This window comes from Agromyces sp. Leaf222, assembly GCF_001421565.1.
Classification (GTDB): domain Bacteria; phylum Actinomycetota; class Actinomycetes; order Actinomycetales; family Microbacteriaceae; genus Agromyces.
Genome location: NZ_LMKQ01000002.1, coordinates 308,117 through 333,945, shown reverse-complemented (window position 1 = coordinate 333,945; position 25,829 = coordinate 308,117). Strand labels below are relative to the sequence as shown.

The following is a 25,829-nucleotide window of genomic DNA, read 5'->3' as shown; positions in this document are numbered from 1 at the left end:
TGGAGACAGTCTCCACTTGTCAACGAGAGGGTCCCATCGTGGCCGAGGCACGAGCGCTGCGAGCGGATGCCCGCCGCAACCGGGATGCGATCGTGGCGGCCGCGCGGGACGTCTTCGATCAGGACGAGCAGGTGCGCTTCGATGACTTCGCGGCGCGCGCCGGCGTCGGAGTGGGGACTCTCTACCGACACTTCCCCACACGGGAGGCGTTGGCAGCAGCTGTGTACGAGCAGGAGGTCGCCGCGCTCTGCGATCAGGCCCGCGACCCGACCCGGCCCGCCGGCGAGAGTCTCGACGCCTTCCTGCGCGGATTCGTGGAGTACTTGGTGGCGCATGCCGGACTCGCGCGCGCGCTCGCAGCCGTCGTGGACCCGGCGGTGCTGGCCGACGGTGGAATCGAACTCGAATCCACCGTTGCCGACCTCCTGAATCGGGCAGCCGTCGACGGTGCCATCCGTGATGACGTGGCCGTCGGGGCGGTGATGATCGTGCTGCACGGCATCGGTTCCGCGACCGATCGGCCGCTCTGGGCATCGGAGTCGCGTGCAGCCGTGGAGCTGCTGCTCGCCGGGCTGCGAAGCGCCTGAGACCGCTACCGGCGGTCGACTCGTCGGGCGACGAGCGCCGCCTGCGGTCGTTGACCGGCGGTCTTCCTGACGTGCGATTCGACGACCTCGAACCCGACGGCCTGGAGTTGCGTGTTGAGCGCCTCGACCGGCCATCGGTACGCCGGGATGACGGCGTGGTCGAACTGCTCGACGACGGGGCCCTCGAAGAACCCCACCAGCAGCGTGCCTCCCGGTGCGAGTGCACGATGGAACTCGGCCAGCGGCACACGGATCGTGTCCGGCTCGTGATGGATGAGGGAGTACCAGGAGAGGACCCCGCCGAGAGTGCCCGTGCCGCAGTCGAGGCTTTCGAGCGTGCCGACGTCGAAACGGAGGTGCGGATACTCGTGTCGGGCGCGTTCGATGAACTCGGGCACCTGATCCACGCCGCGAGCGGCGAGCCCGAGGCCTGCGAGGAAGTTCGTCCACTGGCCAGGACCGCAGCCGGCGTCGATCACCTGGCCGTCGATGCCGCCCGCCCAGGTCGCAACGAGCTGACGGTCAGACGGATGCACCGCGCTCATCGTCCCGAAGAGGTCGATGTACTCCTGGGCCCTGCGGGAGTACGCAACGCTGACGGCACTGATCACATGCAGGAGTCTAGGAACTCCCGACCCGAGCGGATGCCTGCGACGTCGCCGCGGTCTCGTTTCCACGTGCACGAGATCGCAGGTCGTCGAGTGGTCACACGGATGGGTCCCAGGCCGCGAGCTGATCGAAGATGCGACGGTCGCCGTCGAATTCGAGCGAATCCAGCGGTATGCGGTCGTAGAAGAACAGCACCAGGTCACTGGCCGTGCCCCGGGCGGAGGCGTCGACCGAGACCGGGTCATCGCCGGCAGTGGGGGCAAGGGGCGTCACCTGTGCGCCGTCACGAGAGAGCCGGAGGCGCCAGGATCGACCCTCGGTGGCGTGGTAGTCGACCACGGCGGGCCCGTGCGGCCAGGCGACCGTCGTCGCACAGAGGGTGAACTGGCAGTCGTCGAACCCGTCGAGGGCGATGTCCTCCGGTATCGGCTGCGGGGCACCACCGGCGAGCTGGACGTCGGAGGTGTGCACCGCGATCTCGTGCAGCTGACGTCGCGCCCAGGCTCCGGATGTCTGCGGCGACGGCGAGTCCGCCCACCACGTCCAGCACTCCCGATCCGGGCCCGCCTCGCGCAGCACACTCCCCAGGTGCTCGACCGACTCGTCCCACCAGGCCAGGAGAGCCTCGCGCTCCCGGGGAGCAGCCGTGCCGCCTCCCCATGCGGACTCCTCGGGCGGGCCGTCCGCGGGCCCGGCCGCGACGATGGCGGCTGCCTTGCGGCGACCCATGCCCACGTGTTGCACGTGGTCGAACAGCGTCCGTGCGGGATGGGTCGGCATCCGGATGTCGAGGCTCGGCGCCGCGGCCACCGCAGCGCGGAAGGCGGCCGACCGTTCATCGATCAGCCGCAGCTGTTCGGGGAACGCGAGATTCTCGTGCATCCCGCCGTTCTACCACTGTGATCCGACGGCCGGCCAGCGCGCGCCAGCCCGCCCGCATAAGCTTCGACGATGGCTGATGATGTGCGAAACGTCGGGGCGGCACTCGGTGCGATCACCGAGCACTGGCACCCTCATCGACTGACCAGCGTCAACGACTACGACGTGAAGGTGGTCAAACTGCAGGGCGAGTTCGTCTGGCACACCCACCCCGACACCGACGAGCTGTTCATGGTGGTTCACGGCGAGTTGACCATCCAGCTGCGCGATCGCGACGTGATCCTGGGGCCCGACGACGTGTTCGTCGTGCCCAAGGGCGTCGAGCATTGCCCGAAGGCGGCTGAGGAGGTCCACGCGATCCTGTTCGAGCCGAAAGGCACGGTCAACACCGGAGACGCGGGCGGCGACCTGACGGCCGAACTCCAGGAGCTCGGCTGAGCCCTCAGCGACCGAGCAGCGCTGACAGGGACCCCCGGGCCGCGGCCGCCGAGCGCGGCCGGCCTGCCGCTGCGGGCACGAGATAATGAAGCATGTCCTCTTCCGTCGAACGTCGTTCCAATCCGACTGCCTGGGCCGCGTTCTGGTTCGCGCTGGCCGGCCTCGTGCTCATGCCCATCCCGTTGTTCATCGGGCTGATCCTCGGCGGGGCCCTCTCGATCATCGCCGCAGTCCTCGCCGTGATCGCCCTCCTGAAGGGGCTCGCGCGCAGCGGCAAGGGCATCGCGCCCGTCGTGTTCGCCGCGATCTTCATCGCACTCACGTGGGGCGGCATCTCGGTCGGCGGCGGCACGATCTGGTAGTTCGACCGTCCCCACCGGCGTGATCGCGTCGGTGGGGCGAGCACCCGGCGACCCCGTGAGACGGCGGATGTCCCGCACCTCGTGGGTGCGGGACATCCGCCGTTCAGTGCCGGTCGATCACGACGTGGGGAGGCCGTCGTTCTCGAGCGGCACCGCGTCGCCGTCGAAGGGCTCGACGCCGCCGGATCCGTCACTGACGTAGGTCACGCCGATGAAGTCCTGCACCCCTTCGGTCACCGTGGTGATCGAGACGCCCTTGTAGGCGGCGTGGCTGTCGGCGCCGAACGCCAGCGGCACGAGGCCGTTGCCGACGAGGTCGCCCGACTGGATGGCGTCGACGATGCCCTGACGCGTCGGGTTCTCCCCCGCCTTGGCGAGGGCCTCGGCGAAGAGGTAGCCCACCGACATCCCGAAGACGGTGTTGCCGTCGAAGGGGGCGCCGTCGTTGTACTCGTCGTTGATCTGGCGGAACAGGTCGTCCCACTCGTTGCCCGGCGCGTAGGGCAGGTAGTTCGTGGTCACGAAGCCCTCGAGCAGCAGCGGCGCCGCATCGCCGAGGAACCCGGCGAGGGTCACGTAGTCTCCGCCCGACGACGACGACATCCACTGCGCCTGGTAGCCGAGCTTCGCGGCCGTGCCGATGGCGAGCGCCGTGAAGCCGTTGACCGTGGCGAGCATGTTCACCTCGCAGCCGGCGGCCTGCATGGCGCCGATCTGCGCGACGACGTCCTGGTTCGACACCGAGTAGCGCTGCACGCTTGCGAGCGATCCCTCGCCGAGCACGTTCTCGAGGCCCTCGATGAACTCGTCGCCGAAGTCGTCGTCCTGGCCGAGCACGCAGACCGCCTTGCCCGCGAACTCGTCGTCGGCGTACTGCGCGAGCGCCTCGGCCTCGGTGACGTAGTCGGCGTTGAATCCGAAGGTCCACGGGTACTTCTCGGGCTGGTTCCAGCTCGTCGAGCCGGAGGCCACGAACAGGTCGGGCACCTCGTTCTGGTTGAGGTAGTCGAGCACCGACGTGTGCGTCGGCGTGCCGAGGCCGTTCAGGATCGCGAAGACCTCGTCGTCCTGCACGAGCTCGCGCACGACGGTCTGCGTGTTCGCGGGGTTGTAGCCGTCGTCCTTCACGAGGTACTCGATCGTGCGGCCGTTCACGCCGCCGTTCTCGTTGAGGTACGCGAAGTACGCCGTGGTCGCCGCTGAGATCGACGAGTAGCCGGCGGCGGCCGGGCCGGTCAGCGGCTGGTGGGTGCCGATCGTCACGGTGTCGTCGGTGACGCCGGGCGCGGCTTCGGCGGGGTCGGCCCCGCTCGGGGTGCTGCACGCGCTCATCGCGACGAGCAGGGCGGATGCCGCGGCCACCGCCGCGACGGTGCGGCGGTGCGAGGAGCGGATTGGTGCATGGGACATGTCGATCACCTCTCTGTTGTGGTGGGGATGGGTTCTGCTGCGGGAGTGGTGCGAGGTTCGGGGACGGATGCCACGGCGACGGCCTGCGTGCCGCGTTCGCCGCGCCGCGGCATCCGCTTCGGAAGCGCCCCGCGGATGCCGCCGGGCCACGCCGCCGTCACGACGATGAGCAGCACGCCGAACACGAGCACGGGGAGGTTGCCCGTGAGGCGCTGCGCGGCATCCGCCGAGAGGTCGAGGGCGCCGGTCGCGGTCTGGATGAGCCAGGGCAGCATCACGATCACGATCGAGCCGAGGAACGCGCCGAGCAGGCTGCCGAGGCCGCCGATGACGACGGCGACGACGAGCAGCAGCGAGAACGCGAGCGTGTAGGCGCCGGGGCTGACCGACTGGGTGACGAAGCAGAGCACCGCGCCGCCCGCGCCCGCCGTGATCGAGCTCGCGGTGAAGGCGAGCACCTTCACGCGTCCGGCGCGCACGCCCTGGAGCCGGGCGGCCGTCTCGTCGTCGCGCACGGCCCGCATGCGGAGCCCGGCACGGCCGTTGCGGAGCACCGCCAGCCAGGTGACGAACACCGCGCCCACGAGGATCGCGACCCACGCCTGCCACTGCTCGACGGCGATGACCGTGCGCAGCAGCTCAGGCACCCCGTCGTACGCGATCTGCACGCCCTGGTCGCCGCGGAACACGCCCGAGAACACGGCGGTGAACGCCGGCAGCGCGATCACGAGCACGAGCGTCACGCCCGAGAGGTACGGCCCCTTGAGGCGTGCGGCGGCGAGCCCGAGCAACAGCCCCAGCAGGGCGGATGCCGCGACCGCCGCCGCGAGCGACAGCACGAAGCGCGGCACGCCGTCGACGCCCGCCTCGGTCAGGGCGTTGGCCGCGAGCGCGTAGCCGTAGCCGCCGGCCGCCATGAGCGCGGCGTGCCCGAGGGAGAGCTGCCCGGTGAGGCCGATGAGCAGGGTCAACCCGGCCGTCGCGCAGAACGTCGCCGCGATGAGCGCGAACTGGTAGTTGCGGTACGGGTCGAGCAGGAACGTCGCGCCGATCGCGACGAGCGTGAGCACGAGTGCGGTGACGAGCAGGCGGGGAGTCGAGCGGCGTGCACCTGCGCCGCGGGTCGAACTCCCGGCCGCGCGGATGCTCGTGGTCAGTGGCCCGGCGGTGCGCGGCGCCGGCGTTCCGGCGGTGCCCCGCGCCTGCGTTCCGGCGATCATGCGGTCCTCGCCTCGGTCGCGGCGAAGAGTCCGCCTGGCCGCACGAGCAGCACGGCGACGAGCAGCACGAGCACGGCGATGGGCGCCACGGTCGCACCGAGGTAGCCGGTCACGAGGCTGATGAGCACGCCGACGGCGAGGCCGCCGATGAGGGCGCCGGGCGGCGAGTCGAGCCCGCCGACCACCGCGACGGTGAACGCCGAGACGAAGAGCATGTCGGCCGAGTGCGGGTTGAGGCCGAGTTCGGTCGGCACGAGCAGCAGCGCCGCGAGCGCGCCGACCGCCGAGGCGAGCACCCAGCCGGCCGTGACCATGCGCGCGACGCGAACGCCGAGCAGTCGCGACACCTCGGGCGCGAACGCCGAGGCGCGCAGCTGCAGCCCGAGCGACGTGCGCGTGAAGAGCAGCGCGAGCAGGCCCATCAGCCCGATCGCCACGACGAGCACGAACAGGTCGTACGGCGAGAGCACCGGCACCCCGCCGAGCACGATGGGCGTCTCGGGGAACGGCGCCTCCATCGGGCGTGCGTTCGGCCCGAATGCGATGCCGAGCAGCGACTGCAGCACCATGACCACGCCGATCGCGATGATCACGCCCGAGAGCGGCGACGCGTGCGTGGCGAAGCGCATGACGCCGCGCTCGACGATGAGACCCATCAGGCCGCCGGCGACGAGCGCGCTCGCGAGCCCGATCCAGTACGAGCCGGTCAGGCCGGTCACCGCGAACGCGACGTAGGTGGCGACGACGGCCATCGCGCCCTGCGCGAAGTTCACGACGCGGGCGGCTCGCCAGATGAGCACGAGGGCGAGGGCGAACAGGGCGAAGATCGCGCCGCGGGCGAGGCCGGTGGCGAGGAGGAAGAGGAGGCGGTCCATCAGAATCCCAGGTAGGCGTGGCGGAGGGCGGAGTCGGTGCGGAGGCCTTCGGCCGGCCGATCGGCGACGACCTCGCCGAGGTTCAGCACGACGCCGTGGTCGGCGACGGCGAGGGCGCTCGTCACGTTCTGCTCGGCGAGCAGCACCGTGAGTCCGCGCTCGTCGCGGAGGGTTCGCAGCACGGCCATGATCTGGGCGACCACGCGCGGTGCGAGGCCGAGCGAGGGCTCGTCGAGCAGCAGCACGCGCGGCTCGGCGATGATCGCGCGGCCGAGGGCGAGCATCTGCCGCTCACCGCCCGAGAGCTGGTGCCCGGCGGCGCGGCGGCGGCGCGCGAGCGGCTCGAACATCTCGTAGACGCCGTCGACCGCCACGGTGAGCCGTCGCCCGCGGAAACGCTGCAATCCGCCGAGCCGCAGGTTCTCGTCGACGGTGAGCTCGGCGACGACACTGCGCCCCTCCGGCACCTGCGCGAGTCCGGCACGGGCACGGTCCTCGACCGAGACGCCGGCCAGGTCGACGCCGTCGAACACGATCCGACCGGATGCCGCGGGCATGAGCCCCGACACGGTGCGCAGCAGCGTGGTCTTGCCCGCCCCGTTCGCGCCGAGCAGGGCGAGGATCGTGCCGGCCGGAACGCGCACGTCGACGCCGCGCAGCACCGGCGCGCCGCCGTACCCGGCGGTCAGGCCGTCGAGGTGCAGCTCGGCGCCGACGCGCTCCGCCGTTCGGAGCGCGCGCGCATCGCGGGCGGAGCGTGGAGCGCCGACGGCGCGGGCGGTGGTCTCGGCCCGGGCGCTCATGCGGCCGGCTCGATCCCGAGGTACGCCTCTTCGACGCGGGGGTCGGCGCGCACCTCGTCCGGCGTGCCGCAGGCGATGACGCGTCCGAAGTCGAGCACGACGATGCGGTCGGCGACGCCCATCACGAAGTCCACGTGGTGCTCGACGAGCAGCACCGAGCATCCGGATGCCGCGACCTCGCGCACGACGTCGGCGAGCGCGTCGATGTCCTCCTCGCCGAGTCCACCGGCCGGCTCGTCGAGCAGCAGCAGGTCGGGATCGGTCACGAGGGCCCGTGCGAGCGCGACGCGCTTGCGCTCCGGGTAGGGCAGGGCGGCGACCGGCCGCGACGCGAGCTGGGCGATACCGAGCAGCTCGAGGCATCCGCTCGCCTGCGCTTCGGCGTCGGCCCTGCTCCCCCGTGCCTCGAGCGGCACGAGTACGTTCTCGAACACGCTCATCGAGTCGAAGAGGCCGAGGCCCTGCAGGGTGCGGGCGACGCCGCGCGCGACGAGGTCCGTCGACCTGGCGGGAGCGGGGGCGCCGTCGATGCGGATGTCGCCCGAGGCCCGCCGAACGAGCCCGCACACGGCGTTGAACACCGTCGTCTTGCCGGCGCCGTTGGGGCCGATGAGGGCGACGACCTCGCCGCGGCCGACCTCGAACGAGACGTCGTCGAGCGCGGTGAGCCCGCCGAATCGCACGGTCAGCGCGCCGACCCGCAGCCGCGGTTCGGGATCGGATATGGCATCGGATGCGGCGGTGGAGACCTGCTCCACGTCGCTCGGTATGTGGTTCATCGGCACCTCTTCGTGTCGGTTGCAAGGTCACTGTACAACAGATACCGACCAGACGGTATGCCCGAGTTCCGCACTCGCGCGACGCGCCGCCCGCCACCACCTCGACCTCCCGTGCGAGGGTGCGTGCGACGATCGGACGGTGAGCATCCACGTGAACGTCGACAACTTCGCCCGCGCCGAGACCGACCGCATGTTCCACGACCTGCAGCGAAATGCAGGCGGCGTCGGCCGGTTCCTGCACAATCGCGAGCCCGCGTCGGTCGAGGAGCAGGCCGTGATCCGCATGAACCGCGACACGCTCTACAGCTTCGCCGTGGTCGACGCCACGGCCGGCGCCACGCTGACGCTCCCCGAGCACGGCGATCGCTACCTCTCGGCGATGGTCGTCAACGAGGACCACTACATCGACGCCGTCTTCCACGATCCGGGCGACTACGAGATCACCGCCGAGCGCTTCGGCACGCCGTACGTCGTGGTCGCCGTGCGCACGCTCGTCGACCCGGCGGACCCCACCGACATCGCCGCGGTCGCCGCGATCCAGGACGCCATCTCGCTCGCCACCGGCGCCGACGCGACCCCGTTCGAGTCCCCCGAGTACGACACCGCCTCGCTCGACGAGACCCGCGACGCACTGCTCGCCCTCGCCCGCAACCTCACGGGCTTCGACCGCACGTTCGGCGCGAAGCACGAGGTCGACCCGGTGCGCCACCTCATCGGCACCGCCGCGGGCTGGGGCGGCCTCCCGAGCAGCGAGGCGTCGTACCTCGGCGTCGACCCGCGGCTGCCCGTCGGCACCTACGAACTCACGGTGGCGGACGTCCCGGTCGACGGCTTCTGGTCGATCTCGGTGTACAACGCGAAGGGGTTCTTCGAGCCCAACGAGCGCGGTGCGTACACGGTGAACAACATCACCGGCGTGCGCAATGCCGACGGATCGACGACCGTGCGCTTCGGCGACTACCCGGCCGACGTGCCGAACGCGATCCCGATCGCCGAGGGCTGGAACTACCTCGTGCGGCTCTACCGCCCGCGCGCCGAGATCGCCGACGGCAGCTGGAGCTTCCCGACGCTGAGCGCCTAGCCGGCACCGCAGTGCGGGGCTCGTCACGGCTCCGACACGGGGCATGCGTTCACCGAGAGGTCACGAAGTGCGGCATCCGGATGCCGGGAGTCGACGCATCGTGACCACTCGGCGCACTCGATCGGCGCGGCGCAGCCGGGCGGCGCAGCCGGGCGGCGCACGGCGCCCGCGCTCAGTGGTGCGGGATGCCCGCGATCATGCCGCCGTCGACGACGAACTCCGCGCCGCTCGTGAACGACGACGCGTCGCTCGCGAGGAACACGATCGTGCCGGCGACCTCGTCGGGCATCGCCGGGCGCCCGAGCGGGATGTCGAGCTTCGACGGGTCGATGCGGGAGGTCATGTCGGTGAGGATCAGCCCGGGATGCACCGAGTTCACCCTGATGCCGGAGGCCCCGAGCTCGACCGCGAGCGACTGGCTGAGTCCGCGCACGCCGAACTTCGACGCCGTGTAGCCGTGCAGGCCCGGCGAGCCGCGCATGCCCTCGACCGACGAGATGTTGATGATCGAGCCCGAACCCTGCGCCTTCATCGCGGGCACGACGGCGCGGCATCCGAGGAACACGCCCGTGAGGTTCACCGCGATGACGGCGTCCCACTTCGCGAGGGTGAGGTGCTCGATGGGCGCCGCGTTCGCGATGCCCGCGTTGTTCACGAGCACGTCGACGGCGCCGAAGGCCTCGAGCGTCGCGTCGACGGCGGCCGTCCACGACGCCTCGTCGGTCACGTCGAGGTGCACGAACCGCGCGCGTTCGCCGAGTTCAGCGGCGAGCGCGCGACCCTCGTCGTCGAGCAGGTCGGCGGCGACCACCCGGGCGCCCGCCGCGTGCAGGGCCCGCACGTAGGCCGCGCCGAGTCCGCGCGCGCCACCGGTGACGAGCGTGACGCGGCCGCCGAGGTCGAGTCCGAGTCCAGGGCCGACGGGGCCGGAACCGACGGGTCCGGATGCCGCGATCACGCGTCACCCGCCACACGCACGACGAGCCGCCCGACGGTGGCCCCGCCCGCGAGCTCCTGGATCGCCGCCGGTGCCTCCGCGAAGTCGACGACGCCGCCCGCGACCGGGGCGATCGCCCCGGCATCCGCGAGCCGCAAGAGCTCGGCATGCGCCTCGCGCACGAGTTCGGGCCGGATCTGCTGGTAGAGCGCCCAGTGCAGCCCGAGCACCGAGTAGTTCTTCACGAGCGCGTGGTTCGCGCGAACGGGCGGGATCTCGCCGCTCGCGAAGCCGACCACGACGATCCGGCCCTCGAACGCGATGCACTTCGTCGTGCGCGTGAAGGCGTCGCCGCCCACCGGGTCGAACACGACGTCGGCACCGCGCCCCTTCGTGAGCTCGTTGACGACGGAGGCGAAGTCCTCGGTCTCGGCGCGCACGATGACCGTCTCGGCGCCCGCCGCGCGGGCGGTCTCCGCCTTGGCGGCGGATCCGACGACGGCGATCACTCGGGCGCCGGCCGCGACGCCGAGCTGCACCGCCGCGGTGCCGACGCCACCGGCGGCGGCGTGCACGAGCAGCGTCTCGCCCGGCTGCAGGGCGGCCCGCCGATGCAGGCCGAACCACGCCGTCTGGTAGGCGATGACGAGCCCGGCCGCCTGCACGTCGTCGAGCGACGCGGGCGCGAGGTGCGCGGCATCCGCCTTCACGATCGCGTACTCCGAGAGCACGCCGATGTGCGAGGCGACGACGCGGTCGCCCGGCTCGAAGGGTCGCAGGCCGGCGGTCGCGGCGGATGCCGCAACGCCGTCGCCCACGGCCACGACCTCGCCCACGAGCTCGATGCCCGGCACGAACGGCAGCTCGGGGCGCACCTGGTACTCGCCGCGGCAGAGCAGCACGTCGGGGAAGTTCACCGCGACGGCGCCCGTGCGCAGCAGCAGCTCGCCGGTTCCGGGCTGCGGCACCGGCACGTCGTGCAGCTCGAGCACGTCGGTCGGTTCGCCGTGGCGCACGACGCGCCACGCCCGCATGGTCTCGGGCAGGGCGCCGCTGCCCGACCCGGCGGCCTCCGTCGCGGCGCCCGCCCGCGGCATCCGCTCGCTCACGATGCCCCGCCCCGATCGGATGCCCCGCCCCGACCGGCCGCGCTCGCATCGATGCCCGCGAGGTACAGGTCGGTCAGCTGCTCGGCGAGCAGCGTCTTGCCCTCTGGCCCCTCGGGCGAGTACCAGTGCGAGAGGTAGTGCACGTCGGCGAAGAAGTTCGCGATGAGCACCGGGCGCGGGATGTCGCTGCGGTACAGCCCCTCGGCCTGCCCCTGCTCGATGAGCGCCGCGAACGTGTCGTTGTAGTCGCGCCGCCGGCGGGTGACCTCGGACTGCCTGGGCGCCGTGAGCATGTGCATGCTGCGGAAGAACACGGTGCCCTCCGGCAGGAAGTCGATCGACGTCTCGATGACGTCGACGCACACGGCCCGCACGACATCGCCGACCGCTCCCCCGCGCTCGATGATGGCGTCGAGGTGCTCCTTCTGCAGCGAGAGCATGCGGTCGTAGATGCCGAAGAGCAGGTCATCCTTCGACTGGAAGTAGTGGTACATCGCACCCTTGGTGACGCCCGCCGCCTCCACGACCTGCTGCACGCTCGTGTTCGCGTACCCGTTCGCGGCGAACAGCTCGACGGCCGCTCGCATCACGTCGTCGGCGACGCTGGTCTCCTTCATGTGGTTCTCGTCTCTGTGTCGGGTTCGGGATGTCGGTGGCGGATGTCGCGGGCCGGCGCCGGGAGTCGTCGTCGGGTGGGCCGGGCCTCAGCCGATCGGCCGCAGGCTCGAGCCGCCGTCGATGAGGATCGTCTGCCCGGTGATCCACGCGGCGTCCTCGGAGAGGAGGAACGCGACGGGGCCCGCCACGTCGTCGGGCACGCCCAGGCGTTGCATGGGGTACTCGGCGGCGACCTCGGCCTCGCGGCCCTCGTAGAGCGCGCGGGCGAAGGCGGTCTTGATGACGGCCGGGGCGACGGCGTTGACGCGGATGCCGGGCGCGAGCTCGTGCGCGAGTTGGATCGTGAGGTTCATGAGCGCCGCCTTCGAGACGCCGTAGAACGCGATGCCGGGGGCCGCGGCCACCGCGGAGATCGACGAGAGGTTGACGATCGAGCGACTGAGCCCTGCGGCGACGGCGTCACGGGTCCACTCGAGCGCGGCGATCACGTTGACCTCGAGGATCTTGCGGATCGCGGACGTCTCGATCTCGAGCGCCGGACCATAGGCCGGGTTGACGCCGGCGTTGTTCACGAGGTGGTCGAGGCGGCCGTGGTGCGAGGAGATGTGGGCGAAGACGGCGGCGCGGTGTTCCGGGTCGTCGGCCTTGCCGGCGATGCCGGTGGCGCGGGGCCGCCCGGTGGCGTCGTCGATCCCGAGGTCGGCGACGGCCGCGTCGAGCGACTCCTGCGAGCGCCCGGTGATGACGACGTGGGCGCCCTCGTCGACGAGGCGTCTCGCGATCGCCAGGCCGATGCCCCGGCTGCCGCCGGTGATGAGCGCTACGCTCGATTCGAACCTCTGCACGCGTCTCCCCTTCGAGTTCGCGGTGTGCGGATGCCGCGGCCGTGCCGGAGCAGGGCCGGGCATACCGACTGGACGGTATGCCCCAAAGTGTAGCCCATTCCGCGCCCAGGACGCAGCCGCCGCGCACGTGCGCGTCTTCCCGAGGGGTGAAGATGGACTGGTGAGCATTCCCACGCCCGCGGCACCCGCGTTCGCCCAGGTGCCCCCGTGGCGCCTGTGGCTCATCTGGGGCGTCGGCGTCGCCGCGTACATGCTCTCGATCACGAACCGCACCTCGCTCTCGGCCGTCGGCGTCGATGCGGCGGTGCGATTCGACGCGGATGCCTCGACCCTCTCGATGTTCGCGGTGATCCAGCTCGCGGTCTACGGCGGCATGCAGATCCCGGTGGGCGTGCTGCTCGACCGCATCGGCGCTCGACCCATGATCACGATCGGCATGGCCCTCATGGCGATCGGCCAGGCCGTGCTCGCGTTCGCGCCCGATGTCGGATGGGCGATCGTCGCGCGCATGCTCGTCGGCGCCGGCGACGCGGCCGTGTTCCCGAGCGTGCTGCGCGTGGTCGCCGTGTGGTTCCCGGCGAGGCAGGCACCGTTCCTCGTGCAGATGACCGGCATCCTCGGCCAGTTCGGCCAGCTCGCCGCGATCTTCCCGCTCGCCGCCCTGCTGCACGCGACCACGTGGACGATCGCGTTCGGCAGCCTCGCCGGCCTCGGCCTGCTGTTCACCGTGCTGACGTTCGCCGTGATCCGCAACCGTCCGCCCGACCGGGCCGAGGACGTCTCGGTCGACACCCAGACGGGCGCGATCCAGATCGTGCGCTCGTCGGTCGACTTCCGCGAGGGCTTCCGCCAGTCGTGGGCGCATCCGGCGACCCGGCTCGCGTTCTGGTCGCACTTCACGACGCCCTTCTCGGGCACCGCGTTCATGCTGCTCTGGGGCTTCCCGTTCCTGACCGTCGGCGAGGGGCTCAGCGCGCCGGTCGCCTCGCTCGTGTTCAGCGTCTACGTCGTGTGCGGCATGCTCTCGGGGCCGGTGATCGGCGCCCTCTCGAGCCGGCATCCGATGCGCCGCTCGCGCATGCTCGTGCTGCCGATCATCGGCCTGCAGGCCGTCGTCTGGCTCGTGGTGATCGCCTGGCCGGGCCAGTCGCCGCTCTGGCTCCTGTTCGTGCTCGCGTTCGCGATGAGCACGGGCGGCCCGGCCTCGATGATCGGCTTCGACCACGCGCGCACCTTCAACCCGGCGCACCGGCTCAGCACGGCCACGGGCATCGTGAACGTCGGCGGGTTCCTCGCGGCCCTGCTCGCGATCCTCTTCATCGGCCTCGCCATGGACGCCCAGGGCGCCGGAACGCCCGACGCCTACACGCTCGAGGCGTTCCGCATCGCGTTCCTCACGCAGGTACCGCTCTGGGTGCTCGGCGCGACGTTCATCGTCATCGAACGCCGCCGCACGCGCGTGCACCTCGGGCTCGATGCGCCGCGGGTTCGGCGTCGCCGCCGGGGCGTCGCGGCCGCGGGCGACACCCCGGGCGACGAACTGCCGCTCGACTGAACGTTCGGGAGGATCCCGCACGAAGGGGAGGACCGAACCCGAAGGTCCGGTCCTCCCGATCGCTCGATCGCCTCCCGATCAGGTCAGGGGTGGCCGCCACCGTGCCAGCCGGGCCAGCCCCAGCCGCCGTGACCGCCGCCGCCGTTCCCGGGGTGGCCGCCGCCGTTCCCGGGGTGGCCGCCGTTCCCGCCGCCCTTCTTCGCCGCCGCGACCTCGAACGCCCGCTCGATCTCCTGGCTGAACGTCGCGCCCGCGGCATCCGTCGCCGTCACCCGCAGGTCGACCCACGCGCCGGCGTCGGGCACGACGAGCTTCGCCGCGTACGCCGTCACGAGGTCGCGCCCCTCGGAGAACATCGGCGCACCGTCGGGCGACGGCGCATCGACGGTCGTGTCGGCTGCCGTCTTCTTGAGCGCGACCTTCTTCCAGCCGCCGCCGGCGACCCGCGCCTCGAGCGTCGCGCCGGAGATCGCCGCGATGCCGGATGCCTCGGCGACGTGTCCGACTTCGAGCCCGAGCTCGACCGACTCGCCGCGCTTGCGCTCGGCGCCCGCCTTGCCCGAGTCGTCGAGGTCGACGTCGTAGAAGGCCTGCAGCATCGGCAGGAGCTGCCGGCTGGAGTCGCTCGCCGCGCCCGTGGACCGGAACGTCCACTCGGTCGTGGTCGAGGTCGAGGATGCCAGGTACGTGCCGTCGTGCGTCGCGGTGTTCACGACCCGCCATTCGGATTCGCCGTCGGGGAGATCCCAGACGGTCGCGCCCTGGAACGGCGCCGATGCGGCGAGCTCGCCGTCGAGGTAGACCTCGGTGAGCTGCGACCGGTCGGCGGCGCCGGAGTACGTGTCGAAGGCACCCGTGTGATCGGCGTTCGCGCCGTCGGCCCACGACGGCAGGTTGACCTGCGCGTAGTCGCCGGTGCGATTCGGGGCCCAGTAGCCCGGCCCGACGTACGGACGCACGATCGGCCCGAAGTAGCTCGTCTCGACCTTCTGTCCGGGCTCGTACGCCCGCTGGATGTCGCGGACCTCCCACCCGGCGTCGACGACCGACGCGTCCTGGTACCACTCGACCTGGTCGGTGCTCACCCATTCGGTGCGCTCGATGCCCCGCGTCGTGCGCATCGGGAAGCCCGATCCGTACTCGGTTCCCGGCACGAAGTCGTACCGGTACTCGCCGACCGTGGCCGGGTCGCCGTAGTAGGTCGTGTCGATGCGGGCGAGCTTCTTCGGCCGGTAGTCGAGCTTCTGGGGCACCGAGCCGTCGCTGTAGCGGGCGATGTCCCAGATCTCGTCGGCGTTCGGGATTCCCGTGCCGCTCACGGTGACCGGCTTCTTCGCGATCGCGGCGAGCACCCGGCGTCCCTGCACGCCGCTGACCGCGGCGACCGGGATGGGCGTGTCGGCGGTGTAGTCGTCGGAGCCGACCCACTCGCTGAGCTCCCCGTCGCCGTCGTTGACGGTGAGCAGCAACGCGGCACGCGCCGCGACGGCGTTCGCCGAACGTTCGGGCGCCGAGACGACGTCGGAACGGGTCACGACCGCGACCTTGCCCTTCACGTCGACCGCGGCGAACTCCTCGGCGCTGCCGAGGCCCACGTCGACCGCGCCGGCGCGGATCCGGCCGTCGAGCAGGGTCGAGCCGACCTGCGGGATGAGGTCGAGCTGCTCCTTGCCCGCCGTCAGCGACAGCGTCGGCTCCTGCAGGCGCCACCGCGTGGTGAAGTCGAAGCTCTCGGCCTCGGGCGCATCCATCGGCTGGGCGTAGAGCTCGTCGACCCAGACCGGCGCGAGGGCGCTGCCCGTGAAGCCGTCGACCCTGTAGTCCATGCGTCGCACCGTGGCCTCGAGCCCCTTCTCGCCGACGTCGACGGTCACGGGCTTCGTGTCCCGCGCGTCGAACGCGACGCTCGCCGCACCGTCGAGCACGACGTCGGGGTCGCCGACGAGCGCGATCGCCTGGGTGTCGGCGTCGCGGGCGACGTCCATGAACGACATCACCGAGTAGAGACCAGCGGGCAGGCGCAGCGTGGTCTCGCCGGGAACGCCGAAGGAGGTGTACCAGCCGGTCGCGGCGTTCCAGATCCACCCGGAGGTCTCGAGCGGCTCGCCCGCGAAGTCGGTCGCCGTGACGGTGAGGTCGTAGCGTTCCGCCTCCGCGATGATGCCGAGCGCGGTGCGGGTGACCGGGTCGCCGGCGACGGCGGCGGTGAGCACGCCCGAGAGCTGCACTCCGGCCGGCACCTTCGCCGGGTCAGCCGTGAGCACGACCGATCGGGTCTCGCCCGCCGGGATCGTGAGCGAGGCGGCATCCATCGTGAGCACGTCGGATGCCTCGGCGGTGCCGGATGCCTCGGCGGTGCGACCGGGCTCGACGCCGCCGCCCGCGCCGGGCGTGGTGTCGGTGAGCGTCGCGGTCAGGTCGATCGTGACCTCGGCGTCGCCGCGGTTCGCGTACTCGATCATGCGCGTGACCGGCGTCGCGTCCTCGCCCCACGTCAGCATGCCGAAGTCGCCAGACCCGGATGCCACGACGTCGGCCTCGATCGCCGCGGCGACGTCGACGACGCCGGAGCCGACCTGGTAGGGCGTGAGCCCGACATCCGTCGCCGTGCTCGTGAGCGCCGCCCGCAGTTGCGCGCCGGTGTACTCCGGATGCTGCTGCTTCACGATCGCCGCGGCGCCCGCGACGTGCGGGGTCGCCATCGACGTGCCGCTCATGCCGATGTACGACCCCTCGCCGGGGCTGTCCGCCGAGCGGGCGGCCGTGACGTCGTTGCCCGGACCGGCGAGGTCGGGCTTCAGCGCGCCGGAGCGCACGAGCGGCCCCTGGCTCGAGAACCACGAGAGCTCGCCGCTGGGGTCGTCAACCGAGCCGATGGTGAGGGCGCTCGCGGCGGAACCGGGTGAGCCGACCGTCTCCGGCGCGCTCGAGTTTCCGGCGGCGACGATGAAGAGCGCGTCGGTCTCGGCCGAGATCTCGTTCAGGGCCTGCGACATGAGGTCGGTGCCGTCGTCGCCGTAGCGGGTGCCGAGGCTCATCGAGACGATGTCGGCGCGGTCGGCGGCCCACTCCATGGCGGAGATGATCCACGAGTCCTGGCCCTCGCCGGTGGCGCTCAGCACCTTGCCGACGAGCAGGTTCGCGCCGTCGGCGACACCGCGGTGGGTTCCGCCGCTCGCGGCTCCGGTGCCCGCGATCGTCGAGGCGACGTGCGTGCCGTGTCCGTTCGGGTCGTCGGAGACGGACTCGTCGGGAACGAAGCTCGTCGAGTCGGCGAGCACGCGGCCCGCGAGGTCGGGGTGGGTGTCGTCGTATCCGGTGTCGAGCACGGCGACGGTCACGCCGTCTCCGGTGTATCCGGCCGCCCACGCCGCGGGCGCGCCGATGTAGGGCACGCTCGAGTCGAGCGTCGCCTGCACCTTGCCGTCGAGGTGGATCGCGGCGACGCCGCCGCCGAGGCTCACCGCGCCGGGGGCGCTGAAGCTGCGGGCATCGGAGGCCGCGGCATCCGTCAGCGCGGCCCAGGTCGACTCCGCACTCGCGTGCTCGGCCGACGCGGCCGCGCCGCCGATGCTCGCGAGCGGCGCGCCGACGTCGATGCCGGGCACGGGCGCCGAGAAGCTGCGGGCGGACGACGCGTCGTCGAGCTCGAGGATCACCGGGGTCGCATCGACCGAGGCGTCGTCGTAGCCGTACTCGATGAGGCGGCTGACGTTGAACAGGTCGCCGTCGACGACGCCCGCCGTGACGAAGGGCATGGCCGACCTCGGCAGCACGTGCAGCTCGCCCGCGACCTCGATGGTCTGGAAGGCCTCGCCCGGGTCGACGGCGTCGATCGCGACCGCGTGCGTGCCGCCCGCGAGGTCGGTCACGGTGACGCGGTCGCCCGTGATGAGGGTGACGGTGTGCGTGCCGCCGGCGGCGGCCGGCGCTGCGGCCGAAGCGGCCGGCGGCGGTGTGCCGCCTCCGGCTGGATCGGCGGTGGCCGGAAGGGCGGCTGCGCCGACCCCGGCGACGCCGATCACGAGGCCGCTGATGGCGGCCGCGAACGATCGGCGGTGTGCGAATGGTCTCGTGCTTCGTGGCATTAGGGATACCTCTCACGCGTTCGGACTGGCTTGCCAAGCAACCTCTCACGGCGCGTTGGCTAGGGTGGTGGCGGAGAGATGCCATGGCTTCGATCCGCCATGACGGCGGTCGGCGCAGCGAAGGAACGGAAGGCGCTCGTGCTCGAGGCGATCGGACTGGACGACGAGCACACCGCGCTCTATCGGCTCGTCCTGCAGGCACCCTCGTCGAGCATCGACGAGCTCGCGGAATCCGCGGCGAAGCCGAGGCCCGAGGTGCGCGCGATCGTCGCGGAGCTCGAGCGGCTCGGCCTGCTCGCGCGACAGGCCTCGGCGCCCGACCGCGTCGTCGCCTCGCCGCCGTCGCTCGCACTGCGGCCGATGCTCCTCGACCGCGAGCGCCGGCTGACCCAGGCGCATGAAGCGCTCGTGGAGCTGAGCGAGATCTACCGCAACGGGGCGGCGCAGCGCACGGCGCCCGACGTCGTCGACGTGGTGCTCGGGGCGGATGCCGTGCGCCAGCGCTTCGCCCAGCTGCAGGCGTCGGCGACGCAGCAGGTCCGCGTGCTCATGCTGAGCGACGTCGCCTTTCTCGACGCCACCGAGAACTCGGCGGAGGACGACGCGCTGCGGCGAGGGGTGCGCTACCGCGTGATCGTCGAGAAGGCGGTGCTCGAGTGGCCGGGCTTCATCGACTCGGCCCGCGAATCCGCGCCGTTCGGCGAGGAGGTGCGCGTGCTGCCGACGCTGCCGACGCGCCTCATCATCGCCGACGACGACGTGGCGATGCTGCCGATGCGATCGCACGGCGAGGAGCGGTCGTCGGGTGCGCTGCTCGTGAACCCGAGCGGCCTGCTCGACCTCGTGATCGCGACGTTCGAGGAGTACTGGGCGACGTCGACCGAGTTCATCTCGACCGGCGAGCTGCCCGGCGCCCACGACGCGGTCGACCGCGACCTGCTGAAGCTGCTGCTGCTGGGGCTCACGGATGCCGCGGCCGGCGCACAACTCGGCATCTCGGTGCGCACGGTGCAGCGGCGGGTCGCCGAACTCATGGAGACGGCCGGCGTCGCGACGCGGCTGCAGCTCGGGGCCGAGGCCGTGCGCAGGACCTGGGTGTAGTCGGCGCCGGACGCCCCCGGAGACGGCGGATGCCGCGACGAGGCGTCTCGTCGCGGCATCCGCTCGGCTCGAAAGGTGCGGGTCGAGCCCCGCGTGGATCAGGCCTTCGGGTAGGTGTAGAAGCCCTCGCCGGTGGCGACGCCGAGCTTGCCCTGGTCGATGTAGCGCTCCTTGATGAGGTCGGCGAACGCCTGCTGCTTCGGGCCGCCGGCCTTGGAGATGTTGTAGGCCGTGGTGAGGCCGACGATGTCGTAGATCTGGAACGGGCCCATGGGCGCGCCGGTGCCGATGCGCCAGGTCTTGTCGATGGCGTCGGGCTCGGCGATGCCGTCGACGAGCAGCTCGCCCGCGGCCGAGAGGAACGGCACGAGGAGGGAGTTCAGCAGGTAGCCGGCCTTCTCCTTCTTGATCTCGATCGGAACCATGCCGATCTTCGCCGCGAAGTCGACGACGGTCGCGTACACCTCGGGGTTCGTGGCCTCGGTGCCCATGACCTCTGCGGTGTTGTGCGCCCACACGCGGTTGGCGAAGTGCAGCGCGAGGAACCGGTCGGCGCGGCCGGTGAACGGCGAGAGGTCGCTCGGCAGCAGGGTCGAGGAGTTGGTGGCGAAGATCGTGCGCTCGGGGGCGAGTGCGGAGAGCTTCTCGTAGGTCGACTGCTTGAGCGAGAGCTGCTCGGGGATCGCCTCGATGACGAGGTCGGCGTTCGCGACGGCGTCCGCGAGGTCCGCCGTGGTGCGGATGCGGCCGAGCGCGGCCTGCGCACCGTCGGCTGCGCCGGCGACGCCCTCGGTCACGTAGGTCTCGGCGAGTCCGGCGAAGCGCTGCTTCGCGGCGGCGAGCGCGTCGTCGCTGATGTCGTAGGCGACGACGTCGAAGCCGCTGAACGCGGTCTGGTAGGCGATCTGCGAGCCGAGCACTCCGGTGCCGAGCACGGTCACGTTCGCGATGGTCATTGCTGTTCCTTCTTTCGTTGCGTCCCTCGTGGGGCGATGTCTGCGCCGGGTGCGGCGCCGTCGTGAGACCCGTCGGGGGTCTCGAGCGGATGCCGCGGGCGGGTCTCGCCCGTGGTTCCGAGTTCTGGGTGCCCGACGTTGAATCGCCGCAGGTCGCGCGCGAAGCGGTCGACCTCGGCGTCGCTCCAGCCGTCGAGCTGGTCGGCGACGATGCCGTGCAGGATGCCGATGGCCTCGTCGTAGGCGGCGCGCCCCGACGCAGTGAGTTCGAGCGGGCGACCTCGGCCTCCGGCATCCGTCATCTCGCGCACGACCCCGAGCGAGACGAGGCCCGCGAGCTGGCGTGAGACCGTGGATCGGTTGAGGCGGTAGGCCTGCGCGATGTCGACCGAGCGGCAGCCGGGGTGGTCGACGATGAAGCCGAGGATCGACTGGTCGGTCATGCTCAGGCTGAGGTTCGCGGTGCGCGCGTCGGCGACGCCGCGGCGGCTGACCACGATGAGAGCGCTGAGGATGTCGGAGGTCGCGGTGTCGCGCGATGCCGCCTGTCGGGTCATGGTCGCCTCCTGCTGTCGCTCGGAACACCTGTTGCTTCATACAACGTTACGCTCGCGTGTTGCATTCCGCAACATAACCCACTCACGGTCGACGGAGGTCACGGCGGGGCACAGGAACGCCCGTAAGCCCGCGTCACGCATGGCGAACGATCGGCTCGGCGTGATAGTAAAGAACTCTTACGAAACCCGCGTCATGATTCGCGGGTTCGTGCGTCTCTCGAAGTGAGGCCGGTTCGCCCCCGCGAACGCGGGCCCTCACGGAGCACGAAGGTGCTCCACCGCGGGCATCCGTCGATGACGGACGACCCGGCCCGCGGCGTACCGCCCCGACCCGAACGGAGTTCCACGTGCCCACCACCGCGCCCCGACGCCCCCGCGCGCGCCTGCGCAAGAGCCTCAGCGTGCTCGCCATCACCGGCCTCGCCGCCACCGGAGCCTCGGCGCTCGCCCTGACCGGCGTCGCGTCGCCCGCGACCGCAGCCACGGCCGCGGCTGACGCCCCCGCGAACACCTGCCCGCCGAGCGGCGAGATGCCCCCGCTCGGACACCTGCCCGTGTTCACCGACTCGAGCGTCGCCGTGTTCGCCGGCGGCGACTACCGCGTCGAGGGCGCCGCCGCCGAGTCCGAGGGGCTGCTGCTCGTCGCAGGTGACGCGACGTTCGCCAAGACGAGCGGCGGCGTGTTCAACATCGGCTCCGCCGGGTACGGCTCCGGCATCACGCCCGCCGGCGGCTCGCAGATGCTCGCCATCGGCGGCGACCTCTCGACCGCGAACGGCACGCAGCTGCACGTCGGCGCGAACCTCGCGGGCGGCGGCCTCGTCGACGTGGGCGGCTCCATCACCCCGGGCGTCACGTTCGACCTCTTCGGCGGCGCGGCCCGCGACGGGCTCGGCGCCTCGACCGCGATGTCCCCCAACGCCGGCTTCGCGACGGTGCTCGGCGATGCGTCCGACGACCTCGCCGGCCTGGCCGCGACCGACGTGGCGACCACGAGCGGCAACGAGGTGCGCTTCGCGAGCAGCGCCGACCGCGAGCTCTACGTCTTCACGGTTTCGGCATCGGTGCTCGGCTCGACGCCCGAGGTCGTGTTCGACCTCGCGTCCGACTCGGCACCCGTGCTCATCAACGTGACCGGTTCGTCGCTCACCTGGGCGCCCAATTACTTCGCCGACGGCGGCTCGCGCTTCGACGGGCCGTCGAGCCCCGAGTTCGGCACCTGGTCGTCGCGCCTCGCCTGGAACGTCGCCGACGCGACCACCCTCTCGCTCGGCACGAACGGGCAGCTCATCGGCTCGGTGCTCGCACCCGAGGCCGACGCGGACGTGACGACCTCGACGAACGGCCGCCTCCTCGTCGGCGGCGACCTCACCATCGGCGGCGACGGCGTCGAGCACCACAACTACCCGTGGATCGGCGGCAAGGGCCTCGACTGCACCCCCGAGCCCGGCGAGCCGACCGACCCGGTCGACCCCACCGACCCGACCACCCCGCTGACGCCGATCGAGCCGACGGACCCGATCGACCCCGCCGACCCGACGGACCCGGTCGACCCGACCGAGCCCGTCGACCCGAGCGAGCCGACCGACCCGACCACCCCCGAGGGCGGCGACGAGACGACGGTGCAGACCCCCGATGAGACGCCGACCACGACGCCCGCGGCGACCACCGCAGGCTCGACCGAGGCCGGCCTCGCGTCGACCGGATTCGACGTGCTTCCGCTCGCGATCGGTGCCGGTGCGCTGCTCGCCGCGGCCGGCGTCACCCTCGTGATCGCGCGGCGCCGCAAGGCCTGATCGCCGAACGGCCCGATCGATCGATCGGCGCGGATGCCCCGGGCTTCGGCTCGGGGCATCCGTCGTTCACGCTCGAAGGCGAGACGCGACCCGGCGTTCACGCCTCGAGCAGCCCCCGCAGGTCGTCGGCTGTCAACGCCTCGGCTGCACGCGGGTCTGCGGCATCCGTACCCTCGTCGAGGATCGACGCGACGAGCTCGCCCTTGCGGGCCTTGAGCGCCATGACCTTCTCTTCGATGGTGTCGGCGGCGACGAGCCGGTAGACCATCACCTGCTTCGTCTGCCCGATGCGGTGCGCACGGTCGACGGCCTGCGCCTCGCTCGCGGGGTTCCACCACGGGTCGAGCAGGAACACGTAGTCGGCCTCGGTGAGGTTCAGGCCGAACCCGCCGGCCTTCAGGCTGATCAGGAACACGGATGCCTCGCCGTCGCGGAATCGCGCGATCTCGGCGTCGCGGCGACGCACCGGGGTCGACCCGTCGAGGTAGGCGTACGGCACGCCCGCCGCATCGAGCCGCGACCTGGCCCGCCCGAGGAACGACGTGAACTGGCTGAACACGAGAGCCTTGTGCCCCTCGGCGAGCACGTCGTCGAGCTGCTCGAACAGGGCGTCGAGCTTGGCGGAGGGCACATGCGCGTATGCGTCGTCGTCGATGAGCGTCGCGTCGAGCGCGAGCATGCGCAGCAGCGTGAGCGACCGGTAGACGATGAACCGGTTGCGGTCGAGGTCGTCGATGAGGCCGAGCAGTTTCTGCCGCTCTCGCTGCAGCATCGTGTCGTAGAGCCGGCGGTGGGTCGGCGCGAGCGTCACCTCGAGCACCTGCTCCTGCTTCGCCGGCAGCTCGGGCGCGACGTCGTCTTTCGTGCGACGCAGCATGAGCGGCCGGATGCGGCGGCGCAGCCGATCGCGCCGCACGAGGTTTCGGTCGAGCTCGATCGGCCGCCGGTACTGCTCGTCGAACGACCGGCGCGACGGGAACAGGCCCGGCGCGACGATCTGCAGGATCGCCCACAGCTCGCCGAGGTCGTTCTCGATGGGGGTGCCGGTGACGGCGAGGCGGAACGGCGCACGGATGCCGCGGGCCGCCGCGTGCACCTTCGTCGTCGCGTTCTTCACGAATTGCGCCTCGTCGAGCACGAGCCCGCCCCACTCGAGCGCGCCGAACGCCTCGGCCTCGAGGCGCAGCACGGCGTACGTGGTGATGACGAGGTCCGCGTCGGCCGCGGCATCCGCGATGCTGCCCCGACGCTTCGCCTGCGTTGAGGTGACGGATGCCACGCGCAGGCCGGGCGTGAAGCGTGCCGCCTCGCGGGCCCAGTTCGACGCGACCGACGTGGGTGCGACGACGAGGAACGGCGCGGACGCACCGCGCTCGACGGCGTGCACCATGAGCGCGAGCGCCTGTGCCGTCTTGCCGAGGCCCATGTCGTCGGCGAGGATGCCGCCGAGGCGGTTCGCCCAGAGGTAGGCGAGCCAGCGGAATCCGGCGAGTTGGTAGGGGCGCAGCGGCAGCGCGAGCCCCTCGGGTTCGGCCAGCTGCTCGACGCGCCCGTGCTCGAGCCCCTCGACGGTGCGACGCCATGAGACCGCAGGCTCCGCGACGTCGGCGAGGTCTTCGAAGTCAGCCCAGAGGCTCGTGCGGCTCGCGTGGATGCGCAGGCCGGTCTCCCATTCGGCGAGCGTGCCGGCCTCCTCGATGAGGTCGCGCAGCGGGTCGAAGACCGGTTGGTTCAGCATCAGGTAGGTCTTGTCGACGAGCATCAGGCGACGCTGGCCCTTCGCGAGCGCGCGGAAGAGCGGCATGAACGGCACCATGCGCCCGTCGATCGTGATGACGACGCCGAGGTCGAACCAGTCGGTCTTGCGCGACTCGACCGTCGTGACGCGCACCTTCGGCGGCTCGGTGAGCAGGCGGTAGTCGGGGCGCTCGCCCTCGACCTCGAGCCGCAGCGGATGCCGCTCGGCGAGCGCCTCGAGCTGGGGCAGGCGCTCCGCGCAGAACTCGGCGGCGTCGACGCCGCGCAGCAGCACGGTGTCGAGCGGAACCCAGCCGAGCACGTCGGCGACCCGTGCGAGCAGGTCGTCGTCGAGGTCGGGGTCGTCGGCCGCCACCGCGATCGAGGCGGCGACGGCCGCGCTGCTGTCGACGCCCGCGGGCGCCCCGACCGACGTGACCCGTCCGTCGGCGTGATGCCAGTGCCAGGCCAGGCGAAGCACGTCGTGCGGCTCGAACCGCAGGTCGAGCACGAGTTCGGCGGGCACGGGCGGCGGCGGCGTGAACGACCCGTCGCGGCTCGTCACCGCGATCGAGCGGGCGAGCGCGGGCAGGTGGCGTCGCAGGAACTCGGGCAGGTCGACGGCCGGCACCCGGACGACCGGGGCGTCTGGGTTCTCGAGCAGCGCCCGCGCGGCGTCGCCGACCGGCTCGGCGAAGCCGCCCAGCTCGATGCGACCCTCGTCGAAGTCGTACCGGTAGACCCCGTGCGTGCCGATGCCGCGGGCGTTCGCGAGCGTTCCCGGCACGTCGTCGAACGCGAGCTCGGGTGCGAGGGTGAGCGCGCCGTCGCCGTCGCCCTCGCCGTCGCCCTCGTGCGCGTCGAGCGCGATGGCGGCCGAGCCGTGCACGACGACGTCGGGCGTGGCATCCGACCCGACCAGGGCGACGCCCAGTCGGCCGGCCTCGGCGAACAGCGCCCAGAGCAGCGGGCTCTCGAACTCGTCGAGCGTGACCCATTCGGACCCGTAGGTCGTGTAGACGCTCGGCGAGCTGCCCTTCAGCAGCGCGAACTGCGCGAACCAACGCGCCTGCGCGGGATCGAACCCGCCGGCCTCGCCCTGGTAGGCGATGTTCTGCCAGGTGAGACCCGACTTGATCCACGCACCGCGCGCGCCCTGCGTCACGGGTCGAACCGCGAGTCGGTCGACGGATGCCGCGCGCTTGGCCGGTTCGTCACGCGGACCCTGCCACTGGCCGCTGCGCCTCGTGACCTTGCGGCGCAGCTCGAACTGCAGACCGAGGCGCTTCGACGGCGCCGACCGACCTGACGGATCGGACTCGGAGCCCGGACGCGAGCGTGCGCCGTCACGGCCGCTCGACCCCGTCGGTGCGGCGAGCGGGGCGAGGGCCGATCGCCAGTCCGCTGCGCCGGTCGCGGGCGGAGGCGTGTCGGTCACCCCCTCATGCTCGCACGGACCGCCGACCCGCCGGCCGCCGGCCGGTTCG

The 25,829-nt window shown here is 71.9% G+C and carries 22 protein-coding genes; 7 read left to right on the top strand and 15 right to left on the bottom strand.

Going from position 1 to position 25,829, the window contains the following annotated elements; genetic code table 11:
* Positions 1-38: 38 nt before the first annotated feature.
* Complete coding sequence (locus ASE68_RS16385) at positions 39-587, top strand: TetR/AcrR family transcriptional regulator (RefSeq protein WP_235481062.1); 549 nt, start codon at positions 39-41, stop codon at positions 585-587.
* A gap of 5 nt (positions 588-592) precedes the next feature.
* Here the strand turns inward: ASE68_RS16385 and ASE68_RS16380 are convergent, their stop codons facing one another.
* Together ASE68_RS16380 and ASE68_RS16375 are read right to left on the bottom strand one after the other, a co-directional pair.
* The gene (locus ASE68_RS16380) at positions 593-1,198 is read right to left on the bottom strand and encodes a trans-aconitate 2-methyltransferase (protein ID WP_055862161.1); all 606 of its coding nucleotides are present in this window, start codon (positions 1,196-1,198) and stop codon (positions 593-595) included.
* 94 nt (positions 1,199-1,292) lie between these two features.
* Entirely contained in the window at positions 1,293-2,078 is a 786-nt protein-coding gene (locus ASE68_RS16375) for a maleylpyruvate isomerase N-terminal domain-containing protein (protein WP_055862160.1), read from the bottom strand.
* Positions 2,079-2,147: 69 nt separating this feature from the next.
* Between ASE68_RS16375 and ASE68_RS16370 the strand changes: the two genes are divergently transcribed.
* Complete coding sequence (locus tag ASE68_RS16370; RefSeq protein ID WP_055862159.1) at positions 2,148-2,513, top strand: cupin domain-containing protein; 366 nt, start codon at positions 2,148-2,150, stop codon at positions 2,511-2,513.
* A 92-nt stretch (positions 2,514-2,605) separates the two neighbouring features.
* Positions 2,606-2,875 carry a hypothetical protein gene (locus ASE68_RS16365; protein ID WP_055862158.1) on the top strand — a complete coding sequence of 90 codons (270 nt, stop codon included), beginning with the start codon at positions 2,606-2,608 and terminating at the stop codon, positions 2,873-2,875.
* A 117-nt stretch (positions 2,876-2,992) separates the two neighbouring features.
* On the opposite strand, the gene ASE68_RS16360 is transcribed toward ASE68_RS16365, so the two are convergent.
* Genes ASE68_RS16360 through ASE68_RS16340 form a run of 5 tightly spaced genes read right to left on the bottom strand, consistent with a single transcriptional unit; the run spans position 2,993 to position 7,962 of the window.
* A complete protein-coding gene (locus ASE68_RS16360; protein WP_055862607.1) occupies positions 2,993-4,285 on the bottom strand; it encodes an ABC transporter substrate-binding protein in 1,293 nt (430 codons plus the stop codon).
* A 5-nt stretch (positions 4,286-4,290) separates the two neighbouring features.
* The gene (locus tag ASE68_RS16355; RefSeq protein ID WP_082462427.1) at positions 4,291-5,505 is read right to left on the bottom strand and encodes a branched-chain amino acid ABC transporter permease; all 1,215 of its coding nucleotides are present in this window, start codon (positions 5,503-5,505) and stop codon (positions 4,291-4,293) included.
* A complete protein-coding gene (locus ASE68_RS16350) occupies positions 5,502-6,380 on the bottom strand; it encodes a branched-chain amino acid ABC transporter permease (protein WP_055862153.1) in 879 nt (292 codons plus the stop codon). Before ASE68_RS16350 ends, ASE68_RS16355 begins: the two co-directional genes overlap by 4 nt.
* On the bottom strand, positions 6,380-7,183 hold the full coding sequence (locus tag ASE68_RS16345; RefSeq protein WP_082462426.1) for an ABC transporter ATP-binding protein: 804 nt from the start codon (positions 7,181-7,183) through the stop codon (positions 6,380-6,382). Before ASE68_RS16345 ends, ASE68_RS16350 begins: the two co-directional genes overlap by 1 nt.
* Entirely contained in the window at positions 7,180-7,962 is a 783-nt protein-coding gene (locus ASE68_RS16340; RefSeq protein ID WP_055862150.1) for an ABC transporter ATP-binding protein, read from the bottom strand. The genes ASE68_RS16345 and ASE68_RS16340 overlap by 4 nt, the downstream gene beginning before the upstream one ends.
* 139 nt (positions 7,963-8,101) lie before the next feature.
* On the opposite strand from ASE68_RS16340, the gene ASE68_RS16335 reads away from it, so the two are divergent.
* Entirely contained in the window at positions 8,102-9,043 is a 942-nt protein-coding gene (locus ASE68_RS16335) for a DUF1214 domain-containing protein (RefSeq protein ID WP_235481060.1), read from the top strand.
* 172 nt (positions 9,044-9,215) lie between these two features.
* On the opposite strand, the gene ASE68_RS16330 is transcribed toward ASE68_RS16335, so the two are convergent.
* The 4 genes from ASE68_RS16330 to ASE68_RS16315 all read right to left on the bottom strand — a co-directional run bounded on the left by ASE68_RS16330 (position 9,216) and on the right by ASE68_RS16315 (position 12,552).
* Positions 9,216-10,001 (bottom strand): glucose 1-dehydrogenase, encoded by a 786-nt coding sequence (locus ASE68_RS16330; protein WP_235481057.1) that lies wholly within the window; start codon positions 9,999-10,001, stop codon positions 9,216-9,218.
* Positions 9,998-11,089: an NADPH:quinone oxidoreductase family protein gene (locus tag ASE68_RS16325; RefSeq protein WP_235481055.1), complete on the bottom strand. Its 1,092-nt coding sequence runs from the start codon at positions 11,087-11,089 to the stop codon at positions 9,998-10,000. The genes ASE68_RS16330 and ASE68_RS16325 overlap by 4 nt, the downstream gene beginning before the upstream one ends.
* Positions 11,086-11,706 (bottom strand): TetR/AcrR family transcriptional regulator, encoded by a 621-nt coding sequence (locus ASE68_RS16320; RefSeq protein WP_055862147.1) that lies wholly within the window; start codon positions 11,704-11,706, stop codon positions 11,086-11,088. Before ASE68_RS16320 ends, ASE68_RS16325 begins: the two co-directional genes overlap by 4 nt.
* 87 nt (positions 11,707-11,793) lie before the next feature.
* The gene (locus ASE68_RS16315) at positions 11,794-12,552 is read right to left on the bottom strand and encodes an SDR family oxidoreductase (RefSeq protein WP_055862139.1); all 759 of its coding nucleotides are present in this window, start codon (positions 12,550-12,552) and stop codon (positions 11,794-11,796) included.
* A gap of 250 nt (positions 12,553-12,802) precedes the next feature.
* On the opposite strand from ASE68_RS16315, the gene ASE68_RS16310 reads away from it, so the two are divergent.
* Positions 12,803-14,107: a nitrate/nitrite transporter gene (locus ASE68_RS16310; protein WP_055862597.1), complete on the top strand. Its 1,305-nt coding sequence runs from the start codon at positions 12,803-12,805 to the stop codon at positions 14,105-14,107.
* An 83-nt stretch (positions 14,108-14,190) separates the two neighbouring features.
* On the opposite strand, the gene ASE68_RS16305 is transcribed toward ASE68_RS16310, so the two are convergent.
* Positions 14,191-18,195, bottom strand: a complete 4,005-nt coding sequence (locus tag ASE68_RS16305) for a S8 family serine peptidase (protein ID WP_055862134.1) — start codon at positions 18,193-18,195, stop codon at positions 14,191-14,193.
* A gap of 78 nt (positions 18,196-18,273) precedes the next feature.
* Between ASE68_RS16305 and ASE68_RS16300 the strand changes: the two genes are divergently transcribed.
* Positions 18,274-19,296 carry a helix-turn-helix domain-containing protein gene (locus tag ASE68_RS16300; RefSeq protein WP_235481053.1) on the top strand — a complete coding sequence of 341 codons (1,023 nt, stop codon included), beginning with the start codon at positions 18,274-18,276 and terminating at the stop codon, positions 19,294-19,296.
* Between the two features lie 98 nt (positions 19,297-19,394).
* Here ASE68_RS16300 and ASE68_RS16295 read toward each other — a convergent pair whose 3' ends face one another.
* Entirely contained in the window at positions 19,395-20,252 is an 858-nt protein-coding gene (locus ASE68_RS16295) for a 3-hydroxyacyl-CoA dehydrogenase (protein WP_055862133.1), read from the bottom strand.
* Entirely contained in the window at positions 20,249-20,809 is a 561-nt protein-coding gene (locus ASE68_RS20595; protein WP_055862132.1) for a MarR family winged helix-turn-helix transcriptional regulator, read from the bottom strand. Before ASE68_RS20595 ends, ASE68_RS16295 begins: the two co-directional genes overlap by 4 nt.
* A gap of 347 nt (positions 20,810-21,156) precedes the next feature.
* Here ASE68_RS20595 and ASE68_RS20590 point away from each other — a divergent pair, with 347 nt between their 5' ends.
* The gene (locus ASE68_RS20590) at positions 21,157-22,605 is read left to right on the top strand and encodes a choice-of-anchor A family protein (protein ID WP_055862129.1); all 1,449 of its coding nucleotides are present in this window, start codon (positions 21,157-21,159) and stop codon (positions 22,603-22,605) included.
* Between the two features lie 97 nt (positions 22,606-22,702).
* Here the strand turns inward: ASE68_RS20590 and ASE68_RS16280 are convergent, their stop codons facing one another.
* The gene (locus ASE68_RS16280) at positions 22,703-25,780 is read right to left on the bottom strand and encodes a DEAD/DEAH box helicase (RefSeq protein ID WP_055862124.1); all 3,078 of its coding nucleotides are present in this window, start codon (positions 25,778-25,780) and stop codon (positions 22,703-22,705) included.
* Between the last annotated feature and the right edge of the window lie 49 nt (positions 25,781-25,829).